The 23,020-nt window shown below is 66.0% G+C and carries 25 protein-coding genes and 2 tRNA genes; 17 read left to right on the top strand and 10 right to left on the bottom strand.

The genetic code is table 11. The features are described from left to right. Positions 1–64: 64 nt before the first annotated feature. Positions 65–1,054 carry an aliphatic sulfonate ABC transporter substrate-binding protein gene (locus U4Z31_RS09900; RefSeq protein WP_124668208.1) on the bottom strand — a complete coding sequence of 330 codons (990 nt, stop codon included), beginning with the start codon at positions 1,052–1,054 and terminating at the stop codon, positions 65–67. A gap of 336 nt (positions 1,055–1,390) precedes the next feature. After that, a tRNA-Leu gene (locus U4Z31_RS09895) sits at positions 1,391–1,477 on the bottom strand. 249 nt (positions 1,478–1,726) lie between these two features. Between U4Z31_RS09895 and rnr the strand changes: the two genes are divergently transcribed. The 6 genes from rnr (at position 1,727) to U4Z31_RS09865 (ending at position 8,957) form a co-directional block, all read left to right on the top strand. Then, positions 1,727–4,189, top strand: coding sequence for a ribonuclease R (gene rnr / locus U4Z31_RS09890; protein ID WP_044845082.1), 2,463 nt, complete (start codon positions 1,727–1,729; stop codon positions 4,187–4,189). Between the two features lie 151 nt (positions 4,190–4,340). After that, complete coding sequence (gene rlmB, locus U4Z31_RS09885) at positions 4,341–5,084, top strand: 23S rRNA (guanosine(2251)-2'-O)-methyltransferase RlmB (protein WP_044845081.1); 744 nt, start codon at positions 4,341–4,343, stop codon at positions 5,082–5,084. A 102-nt stretch (positions 5,085–5,186) separates the two neighbouring features. Further along, on the top strand, positions 5,187–6,059 hold the full coding sequence (locus U4Z31_RS09880; protein WP_321810134.1) for an N-acetylmuramoyl-L-alanine amidase: 873 nt from the start codon (positions 5,187–5,189) through the stop codon (positions 6,057–6,059). Between the two features lie 116 nt (positions 6,060–6,175). Next, on the top strand, positions 6,176–6,868 hold the full coding sequence (gene rpiA / locus U4Z31_RS09875) for a ribose-5-phosphate isomerase RpiA (RefSeq protein WP_321810133.1): 693 nt from the start codon (positions 6,176–6,178) through the stop codon (positions 6,866–6,868). Between the two features lie 284 nt (positions 6,869–7,152). Beyond that, positions 7,153–7,869, top strand: a complete 717-nt coding sequence (locus tag U4Z31_RS09870; RefSeq protein ID WP_044845078.1) for a FadR/GntR family transcriptional regulator — start codon at positions 7,153–7,155, stop codon at positions 7,867–7,869. Positions 7,870–7,970: 101 nt separating this feature from the next. Beyond that, positions 7,971–8,957 carry a Gfo/Idh/MocA family oxidoreductase gene (locus U4Z31_RS09865; protein WP_321810132.1) on the top strand — a complete coding sequence of 329 codons (987 nt, stop codon included), beginning with the start codon at positions 7,971–7,973 and terminating at the stop codon, positions 8,955–8,957. A 65-nt stretch (positions 8,958–9,022) separates the two neighbouring features. Here U4Z31_RS09865 and U4Z31_RS09860 read toward each other — a convergent pair whose 3' ends face one another. From U4Z31_RS09860 to U4Z31_RS09830, 7 genes are all read right to left on the bottom strand, one after another. After that, entirely contained in the window at positions 9,023–9,715 is a 693-nt protein-coding gene (locus U4Z31_RS09860; RefSeq protein ID WP_044845076.1) for an amino acid ABC transporter permease, read from the bottom strand. A 122-nt stretch (positions 9,716–9,837) separates the two neighbouring features. After that, entirely contained in the window at positions 9,838–10,632 is a 795-nt protein-coding gene (locus U4Z31_RS09855; protein WP_044845075.1) for a cystine ABC transporter substrate-binding protein, read from the bottom strand. A 102-nt stretch (positions 10,633–10,734) separates the two neighbouring features. Next, complete coding sequence (locus U4Z31_RS09850) at positions 10,735–11,772, bottom strand: quinone-dependent dihydroorotate dehydrogenase (RefSeq protein ID WP_044845074.1); 1,038 nt, start codon at positions 11,770–11,772, stop codon at positions 10,735–10,737. Between the two features lie 178 nt (positions 11,773–11,950). Then, positions 11,951–12,781 (bottom strand): arginyltransferase, encoded by an 831-nt coding sequence (locus U4Z31_RS09845; protein WP_124522241.1) that lies wholly within the window; start codon positions 12,779–12,781, stop codon positions 11,951–11,953. A 33-nt stretch (positions 12,782–12,814) separates the two neighbouring features. Further along, on the bottom strand, positions 12,815–13,579 hold the full coding sequence (gene aat, locus U4Z31_RS09840) for a leucyl/phenylalanyl-tRNA--protein transferase (RefSeq protein ID WP_044845072.1): 765 nt from the start codon (positions 13,577–13,579) through the stop codon (positions 12,815–12,817). A gap of 11 nt (positions 13,580–13,590) precedes the next feature. Further along, positions 13,591–14,136 carry an NUDIX hydrolase gene (locus U4Z31_RS09835; RefSeq protein WP_040144100.1) on the bottom strand — a complete coding sequence of 182 codons (546 nt, stop codon included), beginning with the start codon at positions 14,134–14,136 and terminating at the stop codon, positions 13,591–13,593. A gap of 172 nt (positions 14,137–14,308) precedes the next feature. Next, positions 14,309–14,385, bottom strand: a tRNA-Met gene (locus U4Z31_RS09830). Between the two features lie 215 nt (positions 14,386–14,600). Between U4Z31_RS09830 and U4Z31_RS09825 the strand changes: the two genes are divergently transcribed. Genes U4Z31_RS09825 through U4Z31_RS09815 form a run of 3 tightly spaced genes read left to right on the top strand, consistent with a single transcriptional unit; the run spans position 14,601 to position 16,620 of the window. After that, entirely contained in the window at positions 14,601–15,098 is a 498-nt protein-coding gene (locus U4Z31_RS09825; RefSeq protein WP_321810131.1) for a heme-degrading domain-containing protein, read from the top strand. Between the two features lie 3 nt (positions 15,099–15,101). Continuing rightward, positions 15,102–15,440: a DMT family transporter gene (locus tag U4Z31_RS09820; RefSeq protein ID WP_044845070.1), complete on the top strand. Its 339-nt coding sequence runs from the start codon at positions 15,102–15,104 to the stop codon at positions 15,438–15,440. Between the two features lie 31 nt (positions 15,441–15,471). Then, on the top strand, positions 15,472–16,620 hold the full coding sequence (locus tag U4Z31_RS09815) for an enoyl-CoA hydratase/isomerase family protein (protein WP_321810130.1): 1,149 nt from the start codon (positions 15,472–15,474) through the stop codon (positions 16,618–16,620). Positions 16,621–16,748: 128 nt separating this feature from the next. On the opposite strand, the gene U4Z31_RS09810 is transcribed toward U4Z31_RS09815, so the two are convergent. After that, positions 16,749–17,177: a hypothetical protein gene (locus U4Z31_RS09810; protein WP_044845068.1), complete on the bottom strand. Its 429-nt coding sequence runs from the start codon at positions 17,175–17,177 to the stop codon at positions 16,749–16,751. 341 nt (positions 17,178–17,518) lie between these two features. Here U4Z31_RS09810 and ssuD point away from each other — a divergent pair, with 341 nt between their 5' ends. From ssuD to U4Z31_RS09770, 8 genes are all read left to right on the top strand, one after another. Next, a complete protein-coding gene (ssuD, locus tag U4Z31_RS09805; RefSeq protein ID WP_044845067.1) occupies positions 17,519–18,676 on the top strand; it encodes an FMNH2-dependent alkanesulfonate monooxygenase in 1,158 nt (385 codons plus the stop codon). 16 nt (positions 18,677–18,692) lie between these two features. Further along, a complete protein-coding gene (ssuC, locus tag U4Z31_RS09800; protein WP_044845066.1) occupies positions 18,693–19,505 on the top strand; it encodes an aliphatic sulfonate ABC transporter permease SsuC in 813 nt (270 codons plus the stop codon). After that, entirely contained in the window at positions 19,502–20,461 is a 960-nt protein-coding gene (locus tag U4Z31_RS09795) for an ATP-binding cassette domain-containing protein (protein WP_124522225.1), read from the top strand. The genes ssuC and U4Z31_RS09795 overlap by 4 nt, the downstream gene beginning before the upstream one ends. A 57-nt stretch (positions 20,462–20,518) precedes the next feature. Beyond that, complete coding sequence (locus tag U4Z31_RS09790) at positions 20,519–20,734, top strand: TOBE domain-containing protein (protein WP_006400187.1); 216 nt, start codon at positions 20,519–20,521, stop codon at positions 20,732–20,734. A 141-nt stretch (positions 20,735–20,875) separates the two neighbouring features. Beyond that, the gene (locus U4Z31_RS09785; protein WP_044845064.1) at positions 20,876–21,073 is read left to right on the top strand and encodes a hypothetical protein; all 198 of its coding nucleotides are present in this window, start codon (positions 20,876–20,878) and stop codon (positions 21,071–21,073) included. Positions 21,074–21,128: 55 nt separating this feature from the next. Beyond that, complete coding sequence (locus tag U4Z31_RS09780; RefSeq protein ID WP_044845063.1) at positions 21,129–21,383, top strand: hypothetical protein; 255 nt, start codon at positions 21,129–21,131, stop codon at positions 21,381–21,383. 407 nt (positions 21,384–21,790) lie between these two features. Beyond that, positions 21,791–22,570: a hypothetical protein gene (locus U4Z31_RS09775; protein ID WP_321810129.1), complete on the top strand. Its 780-nt coding sequence runs from the start codon at positions 21,791–21,793 to the stop codon at positions 22,568–22,570. Further along, positions 22,567–22,989: a hypothetical protein gene (locus tag U4Z31_RS09770; protein WP_321810128.1), complete on the top strand. Its 423-nt coding sequence runs from the start codon at positions 22,567–22,569 to the stop codon at positions 22,987–22,989. Before U4Z31_RS09775 ends, U4Z31_RS09770 begins: the two co-directional genes overlap by 4 nt. Positions 22,990–23,020: the final 31 nt, after the last annotated feature.

Here is a 23,020-nt window from a genome sequence, read left to right as displayed (position 1 = left end):
GAGCATCTGTCAACACAATTTTTCTACGGCGATCAAAATTATCGCGCGTTGCAGGTTCCGGGCATCAGGCGCCGATCGGCTCAGCACGCTTTGCCGCGAAATTCCAGCGCAGCGCTTCACCCGTGTCGACGCGGGCGGGCAGCAAACCGGCCGCGAGGAACGTATCGGCGATCTTCTGCTGTTCACCGAAGTTCTGCGTGGCCACGGTGCGCACGAGATAGCTGCGTCGCGCGTTCGCGCGCTCGATCGTCTTCGCGTCGAGTCCCCAGATCGGGGCGAGGGTATTGGCGGCCTCCTGCTGATGTTCGCGCAGCCAGGTGCCGGCTTGCGACAACTGGTCGAACACGATCTGGATGACGTCGGGGCGCGCGGCGGCAAAGCTGCTCGACGCAAGGTAATAGCGTTGGTACGACGCAAGCCCGTCGCCGTCGGCAAGAATCCGCACGTCGGGATTCGCGTCGACCGATGCGACATACGGGTCCCACGTGATCCATGCATCGACGCTGCCGCGCTCGAACGCCGCGCGGCCGTCGGCCGGCGTCAGGTAGTGGATTGCGGCGTCGGCGGGGGTGAGCTTTGCGCGCGCGAGTGCGGCAAGCAGCAGGTAGTGGCTGCCGGCTGCCTTCGTGACGGCGATGCGCTTGCCCTTGAGATCGGCGAGCGTGCGCAGCGCGCTGTCGCGCTTGACGATGATGGCCTGCGCTTTCGGTGACGGCGCTTCCTGCGCGACGTATACGAAGCGCGCATGCGCGGCCTGCGCGAAGACGGGAACGGTGTCGGCCACGTCGGCACTGAAATCGACCGCGCCGACGTTGAGCGCTTCGGTCAGCGGCAAGCCGCTTGCGAATTCATGCCACGACACGCGCAGGCCGAGCGGCGCGAGCGACTGCTCCAGCGTGCCGCGCGTCTTGAGCAGCGTAATGAGCGTCGACGATTTCTGGTATCCGATGCGCAACGTGGAGGGCGCGTTCTCGGCGTGCGTCCGGATGCCGGCGACGCTCAGGCCGGCGGCCAGCATCGCGCGCGCGAACGCGCGGCGGTTCATCGACGTCATGGGGTGGTTCCTCGTCGGGTTCGTTGAAAGCGAGGCGGCTAACGTACCAACGGGGAGGGCAACCGATAACCGATTAATTCTGCTATCGATCGGAGTGGCGGGCATATGGCGCGGCACAGTACGCGCAATGTGCGGCCGGAAATGAAAAAAGGCCGGTTAGAAGCCGACCTTTTCAAAAAACAGATGGTGCCCAGGAGAGGACTCGGTCACACGAGCGCGACCCCGGCTGCGCTTGCAAGCGCAGCCTTTCGAGTCCTCGCGCAAAGCGCGCAGGCGCTTTGCTTCCTGGGCCTCAAAAAGAAAAAGGCCGGCAGAAGCCGACCTTTTTTAAATAAGTGGTGCCCAGGAGAGGACTCGAACCTCCACGATGTTGCCACCGCTAGGACCTGAACCTAGTGCGTCTACCAATTCCGCCACCTGGGCACGTTTTGCAGTAGCTGCTTGCTGCAAAGAGGGGAAATTATAGCGCCCCAATTAATCGTGTCAACACTTTTTTGCGATGCACCGCAAACCGGTCGCCGCGGCGCCTGCACGCGGCATTCGCGTCATTTGGCGACACAGGCGGGTGATAGAATGATCCGCCGCCGTCACTATAGAACTGTCTGACGGACACTTCTATGTTGATGCCGTGCACCATCAGTCAACGCAACGAGAACAATCATCGACAAACCCTTGAGCAAATATCCGTACCCCATTCCGAGCCGTGAAGAAATTCTCGGCGTGCTGCGTACGAGCGACGCGCCGCTGGCAGCCAACGACATCGCCGAAGCGCTGTCGATCAAGCGTCAGGAGCGCGAGGGGTTCTTCCGGCGTGTCGCCGCGATGGAACGCGACGGCCAGATCCGCCTCGACAAGCGCGGCCACTACCAGCTCACCCATCCGTCGAACTTCGTTGCCGGCCGCGTGCAGGGCCATCGCGACGGCTACGGGTTCGTGATCCGCGACGACGGCCAGGACGACCTGTTCCTGCCGAACGGCGAAATGCAGAAGGTCATGCACAACGACCGCGTGCTCGCGCGGATCGTCGGCTACGATCGCCGCGGCCGGCCGGAAGGGCACGTCGTCGAAGTCACCGAGCGCGCGAACAAGCGCGTGATCGGCCGCCTGCTCAACGAGAACGGCGCGCTGATCGTCGCCCCCGAAGACAAGCGCATCGGCCACGACATCCTGATCACGCAGAACGTGAAGAAGGCGAAGGTCGGGCAGGTCGTCGTCGTCGAACTGACCGACTTCCCGAGCCGCCATTCGCAGCCGCTCGGCCGCGTCGTCGAAGTGCTCGGCGACATCGACGATCCGGGCATGGAAATCGAGATCGCCGTGCGCAAGTACGGCGTGCCGCACGAATTCAGCCAGCCGGCGCTCGACGAAGCCGCCGCGCTGCCGGACAAGGTACGGCCGACCGACCTGCGCTTCCGCGTCGACCTGCGCGACGTGCCGCTCGTGACGATCGACGGCGAGGATGCCCGCGACTTCGACGATGCCGTCTACTGCGAGCCGACCAAGGTCGGCCGCGGCGACGGCTTCCGCCTGATCGTCGCGATCGCCGACGTGTCGCACTACGTGCAGCCGGGCAGCGGGCTCGATGCCGACGCGCTCGAGCGCAGTACGTCGGTCTACTTCCCGCGCCGCGTGATCCCGATGCTGCCGGAGAAGCTGTCGAACGGCCTCTGTTCGCTGAACCCGCAGGTCGATCGCTGCGTGCTCGCATGCGACATGGTGATTACCGCGCGCGGCGAGATCAAGGCGTACCAGTTCTATCCGGCCGTGATCCATTCGGCCGCGCGCCTCACGTACACCGAAGTCGCGGCCGTGCTGTCGAACACGAAGGGGCCGGAGGCCGCGCGCCGCGCGGACCTGCTGCCGCACCTGCAGGATCTGTACGGCGTCTACAAGGCGCTGTTCGCCGCACGCCAGAAGCGCGGCGCGATCGACTTCGACACGACCGAGACCTACATCGTCTGCAACTCGCAAGGCAAGATCGAGCAGATCGTCCCGCGTCAGCGCAACGATGCGCACAAGCTGATCGAGGAATGCATGCTGGCCGCGAACGTGTGCGCGGCCGATTTCCTGAAGCGCCACAAGCACCCGGGCCTGTACCGCGTGCACGCGGGGCCGACGCCGGAGAAGCTCGAGAACCTGCGCGCGTTCCTGCGCGGCATGGGCCTCTCGCTCGGCGGCGGCGACAAGCCGCATGCGAGCGACTACGCGGCGCTGATGGCGCAGATCCGCGACCGGCCCGACGCGCAGATGCTGCAGCCGATGCTGCTGCGCTCGATGCAGCAGGCCGTCTACAGCCCGGACAACATCGGCCACTTCGGTCTCGCGTACGAGGCGTACGCGCACTTCACGAGCCCGATCCGCCGCTATCCCGACCTGCTCACGCACCGCGCGATCTACGCGATCCTGTCCGGCAAGAAGTACGTGCCGAAGGCGCCGGACGGCTTCGAGCTGAACACCGCGCTGTCGCCGCGCGCCCGCGCGATGCAGCAGGCCGACGACGAAGCGCGCGGCCGTTCGCGCTCGAACACGGCGATCTGGGAAGAACTCGGCCTGCACTGCTCGGCGAACGAGCGCCGTGCCGACGAAGCGTCGCGCGACGTCGAGGCCTGGCTCAAGTGCTACTTCATGCGCGACAAGCTCGGCGAGGAGTACGGCGGGATGGTGAACGGCGTCACGTCGTTCGGCATCTTCGTGCAGCTCGATACGCTGTTCATCGAAGGGCTCGTGCACGTCACGGAACTCGGCTCGGACTACTTCCAGTACGACGAGATCAAGAACGAGCTGCGCGGCGAGCGCACGGGCATCCGTTATCGCCTGTCGGATCGCGTGCGCGTGCAGGTGAGCCGCGTCGATCTCGACGCACGCAAGATCGACTTCCGCCTCGTGCGTGACACGCCGGTGAAGGCGCCGCGTCCGGCACCGGCGCCGGCTGTCGCCGGCAACGGTAACGATCGCGGCGGCCCGCGCGTGCGTGCGTTGCCGCCGGTGGAGGACGCCGCGCCGCGCCGCAAGAAGGCGGCCAGCGCACCGACCGTTGCGGTGAAGGAGGCGCGCGCCGCGCGTGCCGCGAAGAAGAAGGGCGGTGCGGCGGCGAAGACGGCCGCGAAGAAGGTGCACGCCCGCAAGAAGTATTGAGCGTTCGGGGCGGCGCACGCGCACGCCCTTGCAGTATCGAGAGACGCCGCGCTTGACCGGTCACCGGCCGGCAACGCGGCGCTTTCCTTTTCCATGGATCGCGGCTGCGCACGTCGCGCGGCCGCACGTTTGATCGAAGGTTGTTCCAGTCATGTCTCGTCTGAAGGTTCTTTACGGTTTTCATGCGGTGACCGCACGTTTGCGGCACGATGCGTCGACGGTTGCGGAGGTGCTGTACGACCAGACGCGCCGCGACCGCCGCATGCAGGACTTCCTGCACGCCGCGAAGGAAGCGGGCGTGCGGCTGATTGCGGCCGATGAAACCCGCCTGTGGGGCCTCGCGCATACCGAGCGCCACCAGGGCGTCGTGGCGCGCGTCGAGGATGTTCCGCTCGCACAGAACCTGTCCGAGCTGCTCGACGGCATCCAGGGCCCGGCGCTGCTGCTGGTGCTCGACGGCGTCACCGATCCGCACAACCTCGGCGCATGCCTGCGTGTCGCCGATTCGGCCGGCGCGCATGCGGTGATCGCGCCGCGCGACCGCGCGGTCGGCCTGAACGCGACCGCGGCGAAGGTCGCGAGCGGCGCGGCCGACACGGTGCCGTACATCACGGTCACGAACCTCGCCCGCGCGCTGCGCGAGCTGAAGGACGCGGGCGTGTGGGTCATCGGTACGTCGGACGAGGCGTCGGGCACGCTGTACGACACGAAGCTCGACGGTCCCGTCGCCATCGTGATGGGTGCGGAAGGCGAAGGCATGCGCCGGCTCACGCGCGACACCTGCGACGAAGTGATGAGCATCCCGATGGCCGGCAGCGTGGAAAGCCTGAACGTGTCGGTCGCGAGCGGCGTGTGCCTGTATGAAGCGGTGCGGCAGCGGCGCGTGAAGGGCTGATACACGGGCTGACGCGCGGTCTCGCGCGCTGCGCGGGCCGTCACGACCCGCACGACGCGTGCCGCGACTGCGCGCGGCACGCGCCTCCCGGAACTCGCGAACATGACCCTGTTTCGCCTCGGCGCATCGTGCGCCATCCTCGGCCTGCTGGCCGCCTGCACGTCGCCGTCACTGGTCGGGCGCGGCACTTACTACGCCGACACGAGCTTGCACGCACGCGGCGCCGATTCGCGGATCCGCTTTCTCGTGATGCATTACACCGAAAGCGACGAAGCGAAATCGCTGCGCACGCTGACGGGCGACTCCGTCAGCGCGCACTACGTCGTGCCGCCGCAACCGCGCATCGAACGCGGGATGCCGGTGGTCTACCAACTCGTGCCCGAATCGGAACGCGCATGGCAGGCGGGCATCAGCGAATGGCAGGGCACGACCGAGCTCAACGCAGCGTCGATCGGCATCGAGAACGTGAATCGCGGCCCGCTCGATCCACAAAACCGCACGTGGCAGCCGTATCCGCCCGAACAGGTCGATGCGCTGATCCGTCTGTCGAAAGATGTCGTCGCGCGCTACCGGATTCCGCCGACGCGCGTGGTCGGGCACAGCGACATCGCGCCGCAACGCAAGATCGATCCGGGGCCGCTGTTTCCGTGGCATGCGCTCGCGCAAGCCGGTGTCGGCGCGTGGCCGGACGATGCGACTGTGGCCGCCCGGCTCGGCGGCCGCGATCCGCACGCGCTCGTCGACGTGCGCGAACTGCAGCGGAAGCTCGCGCGCTACGGCTACGACGTGCCGGCCGACGGCGTGCTCGACACCCGCACGCGACGCGTGTTCGCGGCGTTCCAGATGCATTTCCGGCCGGCCGACTATGCGGGCGATCCGGACGCCGAAACCGATGCGATCGCACAGGCGCTGCTCGACAAGTATTTCTCCGCCACGCCGCCGGCGGGCGACGCATCGGCCACCGGCGCGCCGTGATCGCCGGCGTGCCCGGCGCCGATCGCAGCGCCGGCACCCGCACCGAAAATGCCCGGGTCGTCTCCCGAGTCCGGTAAACTGGCGGTTTTCCGCAATCCCGCTGTATTCCCACCCCCATGACTCAAGACGAACTCAAACGCCTGGTCGGCCAGGCGGCCGCCGATTATGTGATCCAGAACGTGCCGGAAGGCGCCGTGATCGGCGTCGGCACCGGCTCGACCGCCAACTGCTTCATCGACGCGCTCGCGGCCGTCAAGTCGCGCTATCGCGGCGCCGTGTCGAGCTCCATCGCGACCACCGAACGCCTGAAATCGCACGGCATCAAGGTGTTCGACCTGAACGAGGTCGAATCGCTGCAGGTGTACGTCGACGGCGCCGACGAGATCGACGCAAGCGGTGCAATGATCAAGGGCGGCGGCGGCGCATTGACGCGCGAAAAGATCGTCGCGTCGGTGGCCGATACGTTCGTCTGCATCGCGGACGGCAGCAAGCGCGTGCCGGTGCTCGGCGCATTCCCGCTGCCGATCGAGGTCGTGCCGATGGCACGCACGGCGATCGGCCGGCGCGTGACCGCGCTGGGCGGCGTGCCGGTGCTGCGCGTGACGAAGGACGGCGCGCCGTACATCACCGACAACGGCAACGAGATCATCGACGTCAAGGGGTTGCAAATCACCGATCCGCGCGGTTTCGAGGCGCAGGTCAACGCATGGCCGGGCGTCGTGACGGTCGGCCTGTTCGCCGCGCGCGGCGCGAATCTGTGCATGCTCGGCACGGCAAACGGCGTTGAAACGATCGTTTATCCCGATTAATCGAAACTGAATGAGAAGCAGTCCGTAATGGCATCCGGATGCCGTAATGGATTGCATGTTCAAAGTTCGTGGAAAGCCCGGCCCGGCAAGCGCAGCGCGCTTTCCGGGCTTTTTTTGAAGCCTTATAAATCAACCGCATCAAAAAGAGGGATAACCCTGTCAGGTGTTTACCAGATAGCGAAATATCCCCGAACTCATCAACTTATAGATCATAAGAACAGTCGTAACCAGGGCCGGCGGAACTGCGGAGCAGGTGTTCGCAAATCGACGCACGGGGAGGTGTCATGGAGCAGGGCAAAGACCGGTCACTGGTCGCCAAAGTGATGGATGGGCTTGTCGCGGGTATCGTCGAGGACAAGTACGGCGGCATTCTGCCGCCGCAGGACGTGCTGTCGAAAGAGTTCGACGTGAGTCGTACGGTGATGCGCGAAGCATTGTCGATGTTGCTCGCGCGCGACATGCTCGACGTGCGTCCGAAAGTCGGTACGCGCGTTCGGCCGATGCGCGACTGGCGCATGATCGATGAAGACGTGGTGAGCTGGCGGTTTCGTGCGAAGCCGGATCCGCAGTTCATGCGCGACGTCATCGAATTCCGGATGCTGATCGAACCGCGCGCGACCGCGCAGGCGGCGGTCCGTGCGACGGCGGCCGACATCGCGGGCATCCGCGAGGCGTTCGAAGCGTTCAAGGTGTTGCAACCGGGCGACCCCGGTTACGACACGGCGGACGAACTGCTGCACACGCGAATCGTCCAGGCGAGCGGCAACCAGTTCTTCCAGCAGATGGCGGCGATCGTGCGCGGCGCTGTACGGCTCGTGAATCCGCGCGTCGCGCAGAAGGACGGTGCGCACGACATCGCGGTGAAGGCGCATGCGCGCGTCGTCGATGCGATCGAACGCCGCGATCCGCGCGAAGCCGAGGCGGCGTCGCTCGCCCTGATCGATTTCAGCGCCGACGAGATCTCGCGCGATTTCTCCGTCGACGTGCCGGTGCGCGCCTGAATCGGCGCGCGTCGCTTATCCCTGTGCCGGCGAGCCGTTTATCATGACGGCCGGCCGGCAGCGTGCCGGCCACCGTCATACGACCGACACGGAAGATCCGGATGAACGAATTCGACAACCGCCCGGTGCGCTTCGGCATCGTCGGCGCAGGCAGCATCGCACGCCGTTTCGCGCAAAGCCTCGCGCACGTGCCGGGTGCCACGCTCGCCGGCGTGTGGGCGCGCCGCGCCGATGCGGCAACCGCTTTCTGCGACAGCTGCGGCGGCACGCCTGCCGCCAGCCTCGACGCGCTCCTCGCGAGCGACATCGACGCGATCTATATCGCGACGCTCCACGACAGTCACGCGCACTACGCGCAAGCGGCGCTCGCCGCCGGCAAGGCCGTGCTGTGCGAAAAACCCGCGACGCTGAACGCGACGCAACTCGATGCCGTGCTGGATGCGGCACGCACGGCCGGCCGGCTCTTCATGGAAGCGATGAAGCCGCCGTTCTTTCCGTTGTATCGTCAGTTGCGCGCGCATCTGCATGACGATCCGATCGGCGAGATCAGGCTCGTGCGCGCGGGCTGCGCGTCGTCGTCGGTGCCGGACGATCATTCCGTCTATCGGCTCGACCGCGCCGGCGGCGCGCTGCTCGACATCGGGATCTACGAAGCGTTTCTCGCGGTCGACTGGCTCGGCGCGGCAGTCGACGTGCAGACGCTCGGCCGCATCGGCGCGACGGGTGTCGACGTGTTCGCGAGCCTGAACAGCCGTCACGCGAACGGCGGCATTGCGCAGCTCTTTTGCGGGGTCGACGTGATGGGACGCGGCGATGCGCTGATCGCAGCAGCAGGCGGGCACGTGACGATTCACGAGAAGTGGTGGAACCCCGCGCGGGCGACGATCCGCTATGCGGACGGGCGCACGGTCGAACTCGACGCGCCGGTCGACGGCGGCGGCCTGAACTACGAGACCGCGCATTTCTGCGACCTGCTGCGCGCGGGCGAACTCGAGAGCCCGATCATGACGCACGACCATTCGCGGCGCATGATCGCGATGACCGATGCGGCACGCGCGGCGCTCGGCGTGCGCTATTCGGGCGAGTAGGCGGGAAGGACGGGAAGGCGGGAGCCGGGCGCGCATCCGCGGGCCCGGCGGGAGAGGCGACGTGCTCAGTGCCGCGCGGGCAGCGACAGGCGCTTTTCGTACCAGCGCTGGACCCATTCGAGGATCTGGCACAGCACCCAGTAGATCGCGGCGGCGGCCAGGTACAGCGGCAACGGCTGGTAGGTCGCCGCGATCACTTCCTGCGCGCTGCGCAGCAGTTCGGTCACGGTGATGACGGACACGAGCGACGTGTCCTTGATCAGGCTGATCAGGCTGTTCGACAGGCTCGGCACCGCGATGCGCAGCGCCTGCGGGCCGATCACGTAGCGCAGCGTCTGCCCCCACGACAGCCCGAGGCTGTAGGCGGCCAGCCATTGGCCGCGCGCGATCCCGTTGATCGCGCCGCGCATGCTTTCGGACATGTAAGCGGCGACGTTCGCGGAGAGCGCGATCACGCCGGCCGGTGTCGGGTCGAGCGAGATGCCGAGGCTCGGCAGTCCGTAATAGATGACGAAGATCTGCACGAGCAGCGGCGTGCCGCGCATCAGGCTCACGTAGGCGCGCGCGAGCCCAGCGAGCGCGTTGACCCAGATGCGTTCGAAGCCGTCGAGCGGTTCGCTTTGCCGGATGCCCATCATCGCAAGCACGACGGCGCCGAGCAGGCCGAACACCATCGACAGCACGGCGAACTTGACGGTCAGTACGGCACCCTGGGCGAGCACCGGCAGCGATTGGACGAGCAGGGACGTTGTCGACATGGAATACGAATCGAATGCGTGCGCGAAAGCGCAATCATAAACCGGACCGATAAAACAAAGGGCGGCATCGTTTCGGATGCCGCCCTTTCCGGCCCGCCTTCAGGCGGGAAGCAGAGGCGTGCTTACTTGACCGGCTTCGTCACGTCGATGCCGAACCACTTGTCCGAGATCTTCGTGAACGTGCCGTCGGCCTCGAGTTGCGCCATCGCATCGTCGATCGCCTTCTGGAACTTCGGGTTGCCCTTCTTGAACGGGATGCCCGACGGATTCGCCGAGCCGACGTTCGCGCCCGGGCGCAGCGGCAGTTGCGAGTTCTTCGTCAGGTACGCGAGCATCAGGCGGTCGTTGAGCGCCGCGTCGAGACGGCCGGCCGCGAGGTCGCGCAGGTACTCGGGCGCGCCCGGGTACGTCTTCACGTCGATGCCGGGCACCGACTTCGCCATGTCCATGTAGTTCGTGCCGAGCGCGACGCCGAGCTTCTTGCCCTTCAGGTCGTCGAGCGACTTGAACTGGCGCGTGTCGTCCTTGCGCTGGATCAGCTGGGCGGACGAATAGGTGTACGCGGGCGAGAAGTCGAGCGTTTCCTTGCGCTTGTCGGTGATGCCGACCTGGTTCGCGATCACGTCGAACTTGCCGGCCTGCAGGCCCGCGATGATGCCGCTCCATTCGGTCGTGACGAACTCGGCCTTCACGCCGAGCTTCGCGGCGACGGCATTCGCGATGTCGACGTCGAAGCCGACGAGTTCGCCTTGCGGGTTCTTCGAGTTGAACGGCGGGAACGTGCCTTCGAGGCCGACGCGCAGCGTGCCGCGTTGTTTCACCTGGTCGAGGAGGTCGGCCGCCTGCGCGGTGGCGGCGGCGAACGACGTACCGATCAGGCCGGCGACCAGCAGCTTCTTCAGCAGCGAAATTTTCATCGTGTGAGCTTCCTTGCCCCAGCGGGGCGCTTGATTCTGACTGTGGGGTCGATCATAGCAAAAACACAATCGACCATTAAATATCGTTTGTTTATGGCTATATTACGCGGCGCGTTCGCGCGCGATCGCCTTCACGCACTCGGCGACGAGCGCGGGGCCGCGATAGATGAAGCCCGTGTACAGCTGGACGAGCGACGCGCCGGCCGCGAGCTTCGCGCGCGCGTCCTCGCCCGAGAAGATGCCGCCGACGCCGATGATCGGCACCGCGCTGCCGACTTCGGCATGCAGTTTGCGGATCACTTCGTTGGACGCATCGAACACCGGACGGCCCGACAGGCCGCCGGCTTCGTCGGCGTGCGGCAGGCCCTGCACGGCCGCACGCGACAGCGTCGTGTTGGTGGCGATGACCGCTTCGATCTTGTGGCGCAGCAGCGTGTCGGCGATTTCCTTGACCTGTTCGTCGTCGAGGTCGGGCGCGATCTTCAGCGCGAGCGGCACGAGCTTGCCGTGCAGGTCGGCGAGGCGTTGCTGCTTGTCCTTCAGCGCGGCGAGCAGCGCGTCGAGTTCGCCCGCGCCCTGCAGCTGGCGCAGGTTCTTCGTGTTCGGCGACGAAATGTTGATCGTCACGTAGCTCGCGAACGGATACACGCGCTCGAGGCAGTAGAGATAGTCTTCCGCGGCGCGTTCGATCGGCGTGTCGGCGTTCTTGCCGATGTTCAGGCCGAGGATGCCGCGATAGCGGGCCGCCTGGACGTTCTTCACGAACTGATCGACGCCGTGGTTGTTGAAGCCCATCCGGTTGATCAGCGCTTCCGCCTGCGGCAGGCGGAACATCCGCGGGCGCGGATTGCCCGGCTGCGGGCGCGGCGTGACCGTGCCGACCTCGATGAAGCCGAAGCCGAGCGCCGCGAGGCCGTCGATGGCCGCGCCGTCCTTGTCGAGGCCGGCGGCGAGGCCGACCGGGTTGCGGAACGTGAGCCCCATCACGGTGCGCGGCGCATCGGGCACGCGGGCCGACAGCGCGCAGGCGAGGCCCGTGCGGCCGGCCGCGCCGAGCGCGCGCAGCGTGAGGTGGTGAGCGTCTTCCGCATCCATCTTGAACAGGGATGCGCGGGCCAACGGATAGAGGGAACTGAACACGGGAATTGGGCGGACGGCCGGAATGAATGACAACCCGCTATTTTACCGGGAGTTGCGCGGCAAGGGCGGGCTTCGCTTCGCATGCGCGGCCGGTGGCACCGCTTGTGCCGCGCGGCAACGCGTGCAAGGGCCGCAAGGTGCCCGTTGCAGGCGCGCCGCCGCGCCGCGGGATGGCCCGTCAGCCCGACCCGGAATGTCCGCCCGGCAGCGGCGCGCGGGCGAGTGCCGCGTCGACCGGCGGCAGGTCGACACGATCCGGATCGAGTATTTTCCAGCGGCCGTCGAGCAATCCTTCGAGCGGATGGAAGTTCGCCTTGTAGGCCATCTTCGGGCTCTCGCGGATCCAGTAGCCGAGATACACGTACGGCAGGCCGAGGCTCTTCGCCTGCTCGATCTGCCACAGGATGTTGTACGTGCCGTAGCTCGTGTGCTGCTCGTCCGGCTCGAAGAACGTATAGACCGACGACAGTCCGTCGCCGAGGATGTCGATCATGCTGACCATGCGCAGCTTGCCGGGCTCGCCGCCCGGCGCGTCGAGGTCGCGGAATTCGACGAGGCGCGAATTGATCCGGCTCTGCAGCAGGAACTGCTCGTACTGGTCGCGGCTGTCGCGATCCATGCCGCCGCCCGCGTGGCGCGCCGACTGGTAGCGCATGTAGAGCGCGTAGTGCTCCTCGTCGTAGTGCAGCGGCGAGACCGTCGCGACGAGCGCGCGGTGCCGCTTCCACATCCGGCGCTGGGTGCGCGACGGCGTGAACGCGCCGACCGGCACGCGCACCGGCACGCAGGCACGGCAGCCGTCGCAGTACGGGCGATAGGTGAATACGCCCGAGCGCCGGAAGCCGGCCTTCACGAGCTCGGTATAGATGTCGGAATTGATCAGGTGGCTCGGCGTCGCGACTTGCGAGCGCGCGACGCGGCCGTCCAGATAGCTGCACGGATAGGGCGCCGTTGCATAGAATTGCAGCGCCGAAAGCGGTGAAAGCGGCAGCTCAGTCGGGTGAGTCATGGGCAGCTCTCGATGCAGGGAGGGAGTGCCGCGCTAGCGCTCGATCCCGGAGGGGGCGGCCGGTTCGGCAGGGCTCGTCAGCATGGCGAGCACACGCTTGTCGAACTGCCACGGAATCGGCGGTTCGGCTACCGCGCGGCGCACGTGAGCGACAAAGGCCTTGCGTGCGATCTCGCGGCCACCGAGCGACGCTAGATGCGACGTATTCTGCTGGCAGTCTATCATCTCCAGCCCCTGCTCGCGAAGGTGGGCGACGAGCGTCGCCAGCGCGATCTTCGACGCATCGGTGACATCCGCATACATCGATTCGCCGAAAAACATCCGCCCGAACGCGACGCCGTAGAGCCCGCCCACACGTCGCCCGTCGTGCCACGCCTCGATGCTGTGCGCGTTGCCGGAACGGTAGAGCGACGAATACGCGTCGATGATCTCGGCCGTGATCCAGGTACCGCGCTGCCCGCGGCGCGGCGCTTGCGCACATGCGCGCATCACGCCCGGAAAGTCATGGTCGACGCGCACTTCCCACGCGGGGTCGCGCAGCACGCGCTTGAGCGTCTTGCGCAGCGACGGGGACACCTTGAATTCGGCCGGCGCGAGGATCATCCGCGGGTCGGGGCTCCACCACAGCACGGGCTGGCCGTCCGAATACCACGGGAAGATGCCGCGCAGGTAGGCCTCGATCAGGCGGGACGGCAGCAGGTCGGCGCTCGCGGCGAGCAGCCCCGGCGCGCCGGTCGCGGGGCCGAGCGCGCGTTCGACGGGCGGGAACGGATCGTCCGGGCCGAGCCAGGGGACCATGAGGCGCGGGCTCAGCCGTTGCGCAGCGAGCGGAAGATATCGCCGGTGTGGACGCCGTAGTCGCCGGCGGCGCGATCGGCGAAGAAGAAGCGCAGCGTCTGGCTGACGGTCGGGAACGCGATCTCGTCCCACGGAATGTCGGCTTCGTCGAACAGCTTGACCTCGAGGCTTTCCTCGCCGGCCTCGTAAGCCGGATCGACGAGCCGCGCCAGATAGAACAGATGGACCTGGTGCACGTGCGGCACGTTGAGCAGCGTGAACAGGTTCTGAACCTCGACGCGTGCGCCGGCTTCCTCGAGCGTTTCGCGCGCGGCGGCCTCGGCCGTCGTCTCGCCCATTTCCATGAAGCCTGCCGGCAGCGTCCAGAAACCGTAGCGCGGTTCGATCGCGCGGCGGCACAGCAGCACCTGATCGCCCCAGACCGGCACCGTGCCGACCACGTTGCGCGGATTCTGGTAATGGATCGTGCCGCAGTGATCGCAAATGAAGCGCTCGCGGTTGTCGCCCGGAGGAATGCGCGCGATGACTTCGTGACCGCAGACGGAGCAGAATTTCATGTCGAGTGGAAGGGACGAGGTGATGCGAGTGTATCACCGGGGAGGGGCATTCTCGAACGCGAGCGCATGTGCACGGCGTGCGGCGCGAAGCGCAACGTGCGAGGCGCGCAATCGCGCGCCGGAAAACAAAAAGCCCGGCGTGGAGCCGGGCTTTTTGCATGAATCGGGACGTTGGTTGCGGGGGTAGGATTTGAACCTACGACCTTCGGGTTATGAGCCCGACGAGCTGCCAGACTGCTCCACCCCGCGTCCGTCGAAGAAATGAATTATATGGACTAACCCGAATGCTTGCAAGCACTTTCTGACAATCGCGTTTCAGTCGCCGGCGGGACGCCGGCAGGGCCGGTACGGCAGGCGCGTGCGCTAGAATCGAGCGGTTTGCTTGTGTCGTTCACGCCTGCAGCGGCGTCGCGCGCGATCGCGTCGGTACCGTTGCAAACACTCACTACAGCATCGACGGATTCATGGACATCGCTCACGATCTGCAATCGATCGGCGCGCAGGAACAGGCGCTCGTGTTTCCCCATTTCGACCCGGCTCGTGCCTGGGCGCTCGGCAACCGGATGCACGCGCTCGCGACGTCGCGCGGCCATGCGATCGCAATCGACATCGTCACGTTCGGCCAGCCGCTGTTCTATGCGGCGCTCGCCGGCGCGACGCCCGACAACGCCGACTGGGTACGCCGCAAGCGCAACGTCGTCGCGCACTTCCGCCGCAGTTCGTATGCGATCGGCCTGCGCATGCAGCAGGCCGGCGCCACGCTCGCCGACAAGCACGGGCTGCCGATCTCCGACTATTCGCCGCACGGCGGCGCGTTTCCGCTGACCGTCGCGGGGGCCGGCGTGATCGGCTCGATCACCGCATCGGGGCTGCCGCAGCGCGCGGATCACGAGTTGGTCGTCGAAGCCCTGTGCGCCGAGCTCGGGCAGGACTATGCCGTGCTGGCACTTGCAAGGAGCTGAGCGATGCAGATTCCGGGTTACGCATGGCTCGCGATCGCGATCGTCGCGGAAGTGGTCGGCACGTCCGCGCTGCGCGCGGCGGACGGCTTCACGCGCTTCTGGCCGTCGGCGCTCGTCGTGGCCGGTTACGGCATCGCGTTCTACTGTCTGTCGCTCACGCTGCGCACGATGCCCGTCGGCATCATCTATGCGGTGTGGTCGGGGGCCGGCATCGTGCTGATCACGCTCGTCGCGATGCTGCTCTATCGCCAGGTGCCGGACCTGCCGGCCGTGATCGGCCTCGGGCTGATCGTCTCGGGCGTCGTGGTGCTGAACCTGTTCTCGAAGATGCAGGCGCACTGAGCGTGCGCCCGCGATACGCCGGATGGCTCACATGACCGATTCCACTGCCGCTTCCGCCGAAGCCGCCCAGCCCGACGTGCGCGCGTACGTCGCGAACCGCGTCGGCTATCTCGAACTGAACCGGCCGAAGGCGCTGAATGCGCTGTCGGTGGGGATGATCCGACTGATGCAGCAGGCGCTCGATGCATGGCGCGACGACGCGGAGGTGACGGCCGTCGTCGTGCACAGCCCGCATCCGCGCGCGTTCTGCGCGGGCGGCGACGTGCGCTTCTTCCACGCTGCGTGGCAGCGCGGCGATCGCGATGCGGTCGACACGTTCTTCATCGAGGAATACACGCTCAACCATACGATCTTCACCTATCCGAAACCGTACATCGCGTTGATGCACGGCGTCGTGATGGGCGGCGGCATGGGCATTTCGCAGGCGGCGCGGCATACGGGCGGCCTGCGTGTGGTCACCGATTCGACGAAGATGGCGATGCCCGAAACGCGCATCGGCCTGTTCCCGGACGTCGGGATGAGCTGGTTCCTCGCGCGCACGCCGGGCGCGCTCGGCCGCTATCTCGCGGTGACCGGCGCGACGCTCGACGCGGCCGGCGCACTGTATGCGCAGCTCGCCGACGTATACCTGCCCGACGCCGCGCTGCCGGCGCTGCTCGATACGCTGCACGGCGCGCAGATCGACAGTGGCGCGCAGGCCGTCGCGTGCGTGGCCGACGCGGCTGCCGCGCACAAGGTCGTGCCGACGCCCGACACGTCGGCGCTGGCCGACGCGCGCGCCGGGATCGACCGGCATTTCGCGCAGCCCGATATCGGCGCGATCCTGGCGTCGCTCGACGCCGAGCAGGATTGCGCCGCAGTCGACGGATGGGTCGAGAAGGCGACCCACGCGATGCGCAGCCAGCTGTCGCCGCTGTCGATGGCCGTGTCGCTCGAAGTCGTCGAGCGCGCGCGCGGCGCGACGATGGCCGATTGCCTGCGGCGCGATCTCGACCTCACGCGTTCGACGTTCGCGCACGGCGACGTGATCGAAGGCGTGCGCGCGCTGATCGTCGACAAGGATCAACAGCCGGTCTGGCGTTTCAAGTCGACGGCCGATATCGACCGGGCCGACGTGCTCGCGATGTTCGACAGCCCGTGGACGCCCGACACGCATCCGCTGCGCAACCTGAAGGACTGACGCGCGCGGTATCGAAGCGAAAAGCAAAAAGGCCGCCTGCATTGTGTGCAGGCGGCCTTTCCGTTTGCGGATGCCGATCCCGATCCGGCTCGGCGGCAGCGGGCCGGGGCCTCGCCGCAAGCCGTGCGTCATTCGTCGCCGGCGTCGTCCGACATGAACGCGCGCATGAACACCAGCGCACCGAAACCCCACACCGCGTTCGCCGCGAAACCGGCGGCGAGCACCGGCATCATGTTGCCCGACGGCCAGATCCCGCGCAGCGGATCGATCGCGAACACGCGGGCGGCCGTCAGCACGATGCCGCCGAACACCAGCGCGCCGATCCACGGCGCTTCGCGCTCCGGCGACACGCGCAGCAGCCACGCCATCGGGATCGCGCAGCACGCGCTGATCAGCGCGTTCGCGACAAATTCAGGAATGCCGAGCGGCGCGAACGGTTGCGTGGAGAACCCGGCTGCGGCGATCAGGTCGGCCGTATGCAGCAGCGCGAGCGTCGCTTCGCGAAAGAAGAGGGCGGCCAGGAAGCCGGACAGGAACGGCAGGATGACTTTCTGCATCGATGAGCGTATTGCAGGCGCGGCCGGCCGGGGCCGGCCGCGCGAAGTTGTTCGGATAGGTGCGTCATTATAGGGCCCGGCCGATGCGATATTCGCTGGAGCGTCGTGCTAATCACGAAAGCGGAAAACCTAAGCTCAAAAAAATCGTTCCAAAGCCCTGCACCGATCCATAGACTGATTTCCCAGAAACAGCCGTGCAATCGCGTACTCGTCCGCGGCACGGCCTGACCGGCGAGCCATCCCGATTCGAATGCACACCATGCATGCGTCGCTGATTCGCGACGCGAGCAGGGCTTCGTTTTATCCAGATTCCGGCAAGGACAGTCAAGCAGGAGCAGCAGATGAATGTTTTCTGGTTTATTCCCACGCACGGCGACAGCCGTTATCTCGGCACCGCCGAAGGCGCGCGCGCCGCGGATTACGATTATTTCAAGCAGATCGCCGTCGCGGCCGACACGCTCGGCTACGAAGGCGTGCTGCTGCCGACCGGCCGTTCCTGCGAGGATGCGTGGGTCGTTGCGTCGAGCCTGATTCCGGCGACGCAGCGTCTGAAGTTCCTGGTCGCCGTGCGTCCGGGCATCGCATCGCCCGGTCTCGCGGCGCGGATGGCCGCGACGTTCGACCGCCTGTCGGGCGGCCGCCTGCTGATCAACGTCGTGACGGGCGGCGATGCCGCCGAACTCGAAGGCGACGGGCTGTTCGCGGATCACGATACGCGCTACGAAATCACCGACGACTTCCTGAACATCTGGCGCGGACTGCTGTCCGCCTCGCACGATAACGGCGGCTTCGACTACATCGGCAAGCACCTTCAGTCGAAGGGCGGCAAGGCGCTGTATCCGCCCGTGCAGCGCCCGCATCCGCCGCTGTGGTTCGGCGGATCGTCGCCGGCCGCGCACGCGATCGCCGCGGATCACATCGACACCTACCTGACCTGGGGCGAGCCGCCCGAGGCCGTCGCGAAGAAGATCGCCGACATCCGCGCCCGCGCCGAGGCGCGCGGCCGCAAGATCAAGTTCGGCATCCGCCTGCACGTGATCGTGCGCGAGACCGAGGACGAGGCGTGGCGCGATGCCGACCGCCTGATCAGCCGTCTCGATGACGAGACGATCGCCCGCGCGCAGCAGGCATTCGCGAACATGGATTCGGAAGGCCAGCGCCGGATGGCCGCGCTGCACGGCGGCAAGCGCGGCGGCCGCGAGGCGCTCGAGGTGTATCCGAACCTGTGGGCCGGTGTCGGTCTCGTGCGCGGCGGCGCGGGTACCGCGCTCGTCGGCAACCCCGAGCAGGTCGCGGAACGCATGCGCGAATACGCGGATCTCGGCATCGAGACGTTCATCCTGTCCGGCTATCCGCACCTCGAGGAGTCGTACCGCTTCGCCGAGCTCGTGTTCCCGCTGATCAAGGGCAAGGGCGCGGCGCGTCCGTCCGGCCCGCTGTCGGGGCCGTTCGGCGAGATCGTCGGCAACAACTACCTGCCGAAGGCGAGCCAGAGCTGAACGAAGGAGGCCTGCGATGACAACGAAAACGTCGACGACGGGCGCCGCCGTGGCCGCCCGCGCCTGGCGCGGCATCGCGCCGTGGCTCGTGCCGCTCGCGCTGCTGGCCGCATGGGAGGTCGGCGCGCGCGTCGGCTGGCTGTCGACCCGCGTGCTGCCCGAGCCGCTGGCGGTCGTGCGTGCCGCGTGGTCGCTCGTGACGTCGGGCGAGATGTGGGCGAACGTGAAGGTCAGTACCTGGCGCGCGCTGTTCGGCTTCGCGATCGGCGGCGGCGTGGGTCTCGCGCTCGGGCTCGCGACCGGCCTGTCGAAAGCGGCGGAGGTCGCGCTCGATTCGACGATCCAGATGATCCGCAACATCCCCGCGCTCGCGATGATTCCGCTCGTGATCCTGTGGTTCGGCATCGACGAGAAGGCGAAGCTGTTCCTCGTTTCGCTCGGCGTGTTCTTCCCGGTTTACATCAACACGTATCACGGAATCCGCTCGGTCGACGCGAACCTGATCGAGATGGCGAAGAGCTATGGCGTGCGCGGCTTCGCGCTGTATCGCGACGTGATCCTGCCCGGCGCATTGCCGTCGATTCTCGTCGGCGTGCGCTTCGCGCTCGGGCTGATGTGGGTGATGCTGATCGTCGCGGAAACGATCTCCGCGCAATCGGGCATCGGCTACATGACGATGAACGCGCGCGAATTCCTGCAAACCGATGTGGTGGTGGTCGGCATCCTGCTGTATGCGGTGCTCGGCAAGCTGGCCGACGTGCTGGCGAAATGGATCGAGCGCGTGACGCTGCGCTGGCACCCCGCTTATCAATCAGGAGCAAAGGCATGAATGCGACGACTTCGGCGGCCGCCTACGGCCCGCTCGCCGGCGCAGACCTCGAGGCCGAACTGGTACAGGCACGCGTGACGGACGACGACGCACGCGATGCGGCGATCGTCGATCGGGACGGCGGTGCATCCGTCGTGCCGCTCGCGCGGCGGCGCGCGGGCAGCCCGGCAGCCGACGACGCGGTGACGCTGTCGGGCGTCAGCAAGCGCTTCGGCACGCGCACCGTGCTTGACAACGTCGAGCTCGGCATCGCGCGCGGCAGCTTCGTCGCGATCGTCGGCCGCAGCGGCTGCGGAAAATCCACGCTGCTGCGTCTCGTCGCGGGGCTCGAGGCGCCGAGCAGCGGTGCGCTCGTGACGCGCGGCGAGGGTGGCGGCACGCTCGACACCCGGATCATGTACCAGGATGCGCGACTGCTGCCGTGGAAGACCGTGCTGCAGAACGTGATGCTGGGCCTGGGCCGCGGGGCACGCGACCAGGCGCGCGCGGTGCTCGATGAAGTCGGGCTGCTCGAGCGCGCGAATGACTGGCCCGCCCAGCTGTCGGGCGGCCAGCGGCAGCGGGTCGCGCTCGCCCGCGCGCTCGTGCACCGGCCGCAATTGCTGCTGCTCGACGAGCCGCTCGGTGCGCTCGACGCGCTGACCCGCATCGAGATGCATGCGCTGATCGAGCGCTTGTGGCGCGAGCATCGGTTCACCGCGCTGCTCGTCACGCACGACGTGCAGGAAGCCGTCGCGCTCGGCGACCGGATCCTGTTGATCGAGCAAGGGCGCGTCGCCCTCGATCAGTCCGTTCCGCTCGACCGGCCGCGTGCGCGCGCGTCGGCCGCATTCGCGGCGCTGGAAGACCGTGTGCTGCAACGCGTACTCGCCGGCGGGCCGGGCGGGGGCGAGCAGGGTGCGGTGCCTGAGGTGGAGCACGTACGACCGGTCGGGCAGATTCGCTGGGCCGTTTAAATCCGGGCGGCACCGGCCGCCCGTTCTCAGACTTTTTTCTTCGGAGCGATCAACCCGATGAGCATCACTGCAATCAACGTGCGTAACCAGTTCAAAGGCAAGGTGAAGGAGATCATTCGCGGGCCCGTGGTGTCCGAGGTCGACGTCGAGACGCCGTTCGGCATCGTCACGTCGGTGATCACGACGCGTTCGGTCGACGAACTCGAACTGAAGGTCGGCGCGGAAGTCGTCGCGCTCGTGAAATCCACCGAGGTGTCGATCGCGCGCCTTTGAGCGCGTTTCCGGTGCAGGGCGCCGCGGGCGGGCCGTCTGGCCGTTCGCGGCGCCCCTGTTTCATGGTCGAGCGTTTGCCTCGGTATTCGGCGTCAGGACGAAGTGCTAGGATGGAACGACACCGACGCCGGAGGCCAACGCATGACCCCCATCCTTTCTCCCGAAGCCATCGTGGCGCTGAAGTGGATCGACCAGTTCGGCGACAGCCGGCCGGTCCCTGCCGCGTTCGACGACGTCGTCTATGCGTTGCTGAACGAAGGGCTGATCTATCAGGCGGCGGCCGACCGTGTCGACCTGACCGCCGATGGCAAATCCGTTTTGTCCAACGAATACGATTGAGCGCACGGCGACGGCCGCCGCGGCGGCCTGGCGCCGTGTCGCCACGGAGCGAGCGATGGAACCGAGAGGCAGCGATCTCGGCGATTTCAGCGAGCCGTACCGCGGCTACGAGATCGAGGTGAAGACCGAGCAGGTGTGGGACGGCGAGCATGCGCACTACCGCGTGCTGCAGGGCTCGGCCGTGCGGATCGACTGGCGGCTCGTGAAAGTCGACGGGATGCTGCTGACCGAACGGCGCGTGATCGAGCGCGTACTCGACGAGGCGCGGCGGGCCGTCGACGCCGAACTGGGCGACGGCGGGCCGGTCTAGTCAGGCTGCCGGGCCGGCCTGGTCGCGTTGCGGTAAAATGTCGGGTTGTTTCCCGCGCCGCTTGCTGCCCCGAATTCCATGTCCGTACCGTCCTCGCTTCCTCCCCGCCGCGTTTCCGTGGCGCCCATGCTCGATGGGAACGGGGAAGACGATGAGTTCCTTGTGGTGTAAGGGTTTCGGGGCTGGTGCGAAATTCTTCGTAGCACTCATGTAGCACTTTTGCTCGTGAGTTGACCGCGGTGCACAACGGCTCGATAGAGAAAAACAATGGGCCCGGCGCAAACCTATTGCCTTTTTGATCCATATAATTTGACCACTCTAGCGGCGCTCTGCGCTGCGTCGCACCCGGACGACCAGAAAATATCAATATGACGTTACAGGCGAAGGCCAAATCTCACGACGCTCTCTTGTTCAACGAGATCGTGCAACTTCTGGTGCGACAGCAGCAGGGGGAGGACGTCAACGCGTCGCTGAAGGAATCCCAGGGTCGACTGCAAGCAATCTACGCTTCGGGGAAGTGTATTTACGCGTTGTGTCAGGCAGGAATTGGCTTGGCTTATGTCGGGCTAGGGCAGCCTGAGGAGGCCCGGCCACTGCTAAAGAACGCAGTCAAGATCGCTGGTGGCGACGAATGCGTGGTCAACAATGTGCTGCTCGGTACGCTCTATATGGGTGACGTCCGCGAAGCGCATTCGATGGCAGTTGACGCAAGCATTAGGTTCCCTGGGCACCCGTCAATACTCGACTATGTCTCAACCGTATTTTTGACGACACTCGATATGCCTGCATACATCAAAAACACGAAGAATGAATTGAAGCTGGCTGTGAACGATGTGGACGCATCAAAGTTTCGACAAAAGATTGAGAAGTTTGAGTTTGTGCAAGCTGCATTTAGTGAGAATGGTTATAGCCCAGAGGATCTGCTCGCTCGACTGGAAGTGGCGGTTGAGGTTGTGCGATCAGAAGGGAATCACGTTCACTGGCTGAATTTCCGAGCGTCAAGCGTGGATGATATTCAGCTTGAGCTGTTTGTTGATGCAGATAGCGACCGATGCGCGGATCTCAATATGGCAATCGGTGAGCATCTGTTTTTGAAGTTTGATGGTGATGCTGCCGAGAACTTGGTTGCATTCGCGACACGTTCGTTTAAGGGGCGCGTCGTGACCCCCAAGCTGGCGGTGGTATGACGGTTACCGCAACAGATTTTTTGACTTGCGCTGAATCGATCGCCAATGGTGGAACGGAGATTGATTACCGGAGCGCCATTAGTCGAGCGTACTACAGCGCATTTCATGCGGCAGGCGAGATTGCGGACCTTCATTTTCCCGATCAGGACGCTCATATAGCTAAAGGCTCGCATGACCGGCTTTCTGATCGGTTCAAAGCGTCAAGCAATATGAAGGCAAAAGGCGTCGCATATATGCTTGTTCTTCTAAAGAAGTCTCGTCACCAAGCCGATTATTCCCTGTCAGATACCGTCGTCGTGGACGATGCGCTGCAAGCTATTGCCAACGCTCGAAAGATTCATGCGCAGCTTGTGACATGCGTCCCAGCGCAGCCGTCGGCAGATGAATCTGGAGATGCAGCGAAATCAGCAAAAAGCTGATGTAGAAAAAGCCCGATCAGTCGGGCTTTTT

It is taken from the genome of Burkholderia sp. BCC1985 (assembly GCF_905339915.1).
Classification (GTDB): domain Bacteria; phylum Pseudomonadota; class Gammaproteobacteria; order Burkholderiales; family Burkholderiaceae; genus Burkholderia.
This window is presented reverse-complemented; position numbering and strand designations above follow the sequence as displayed.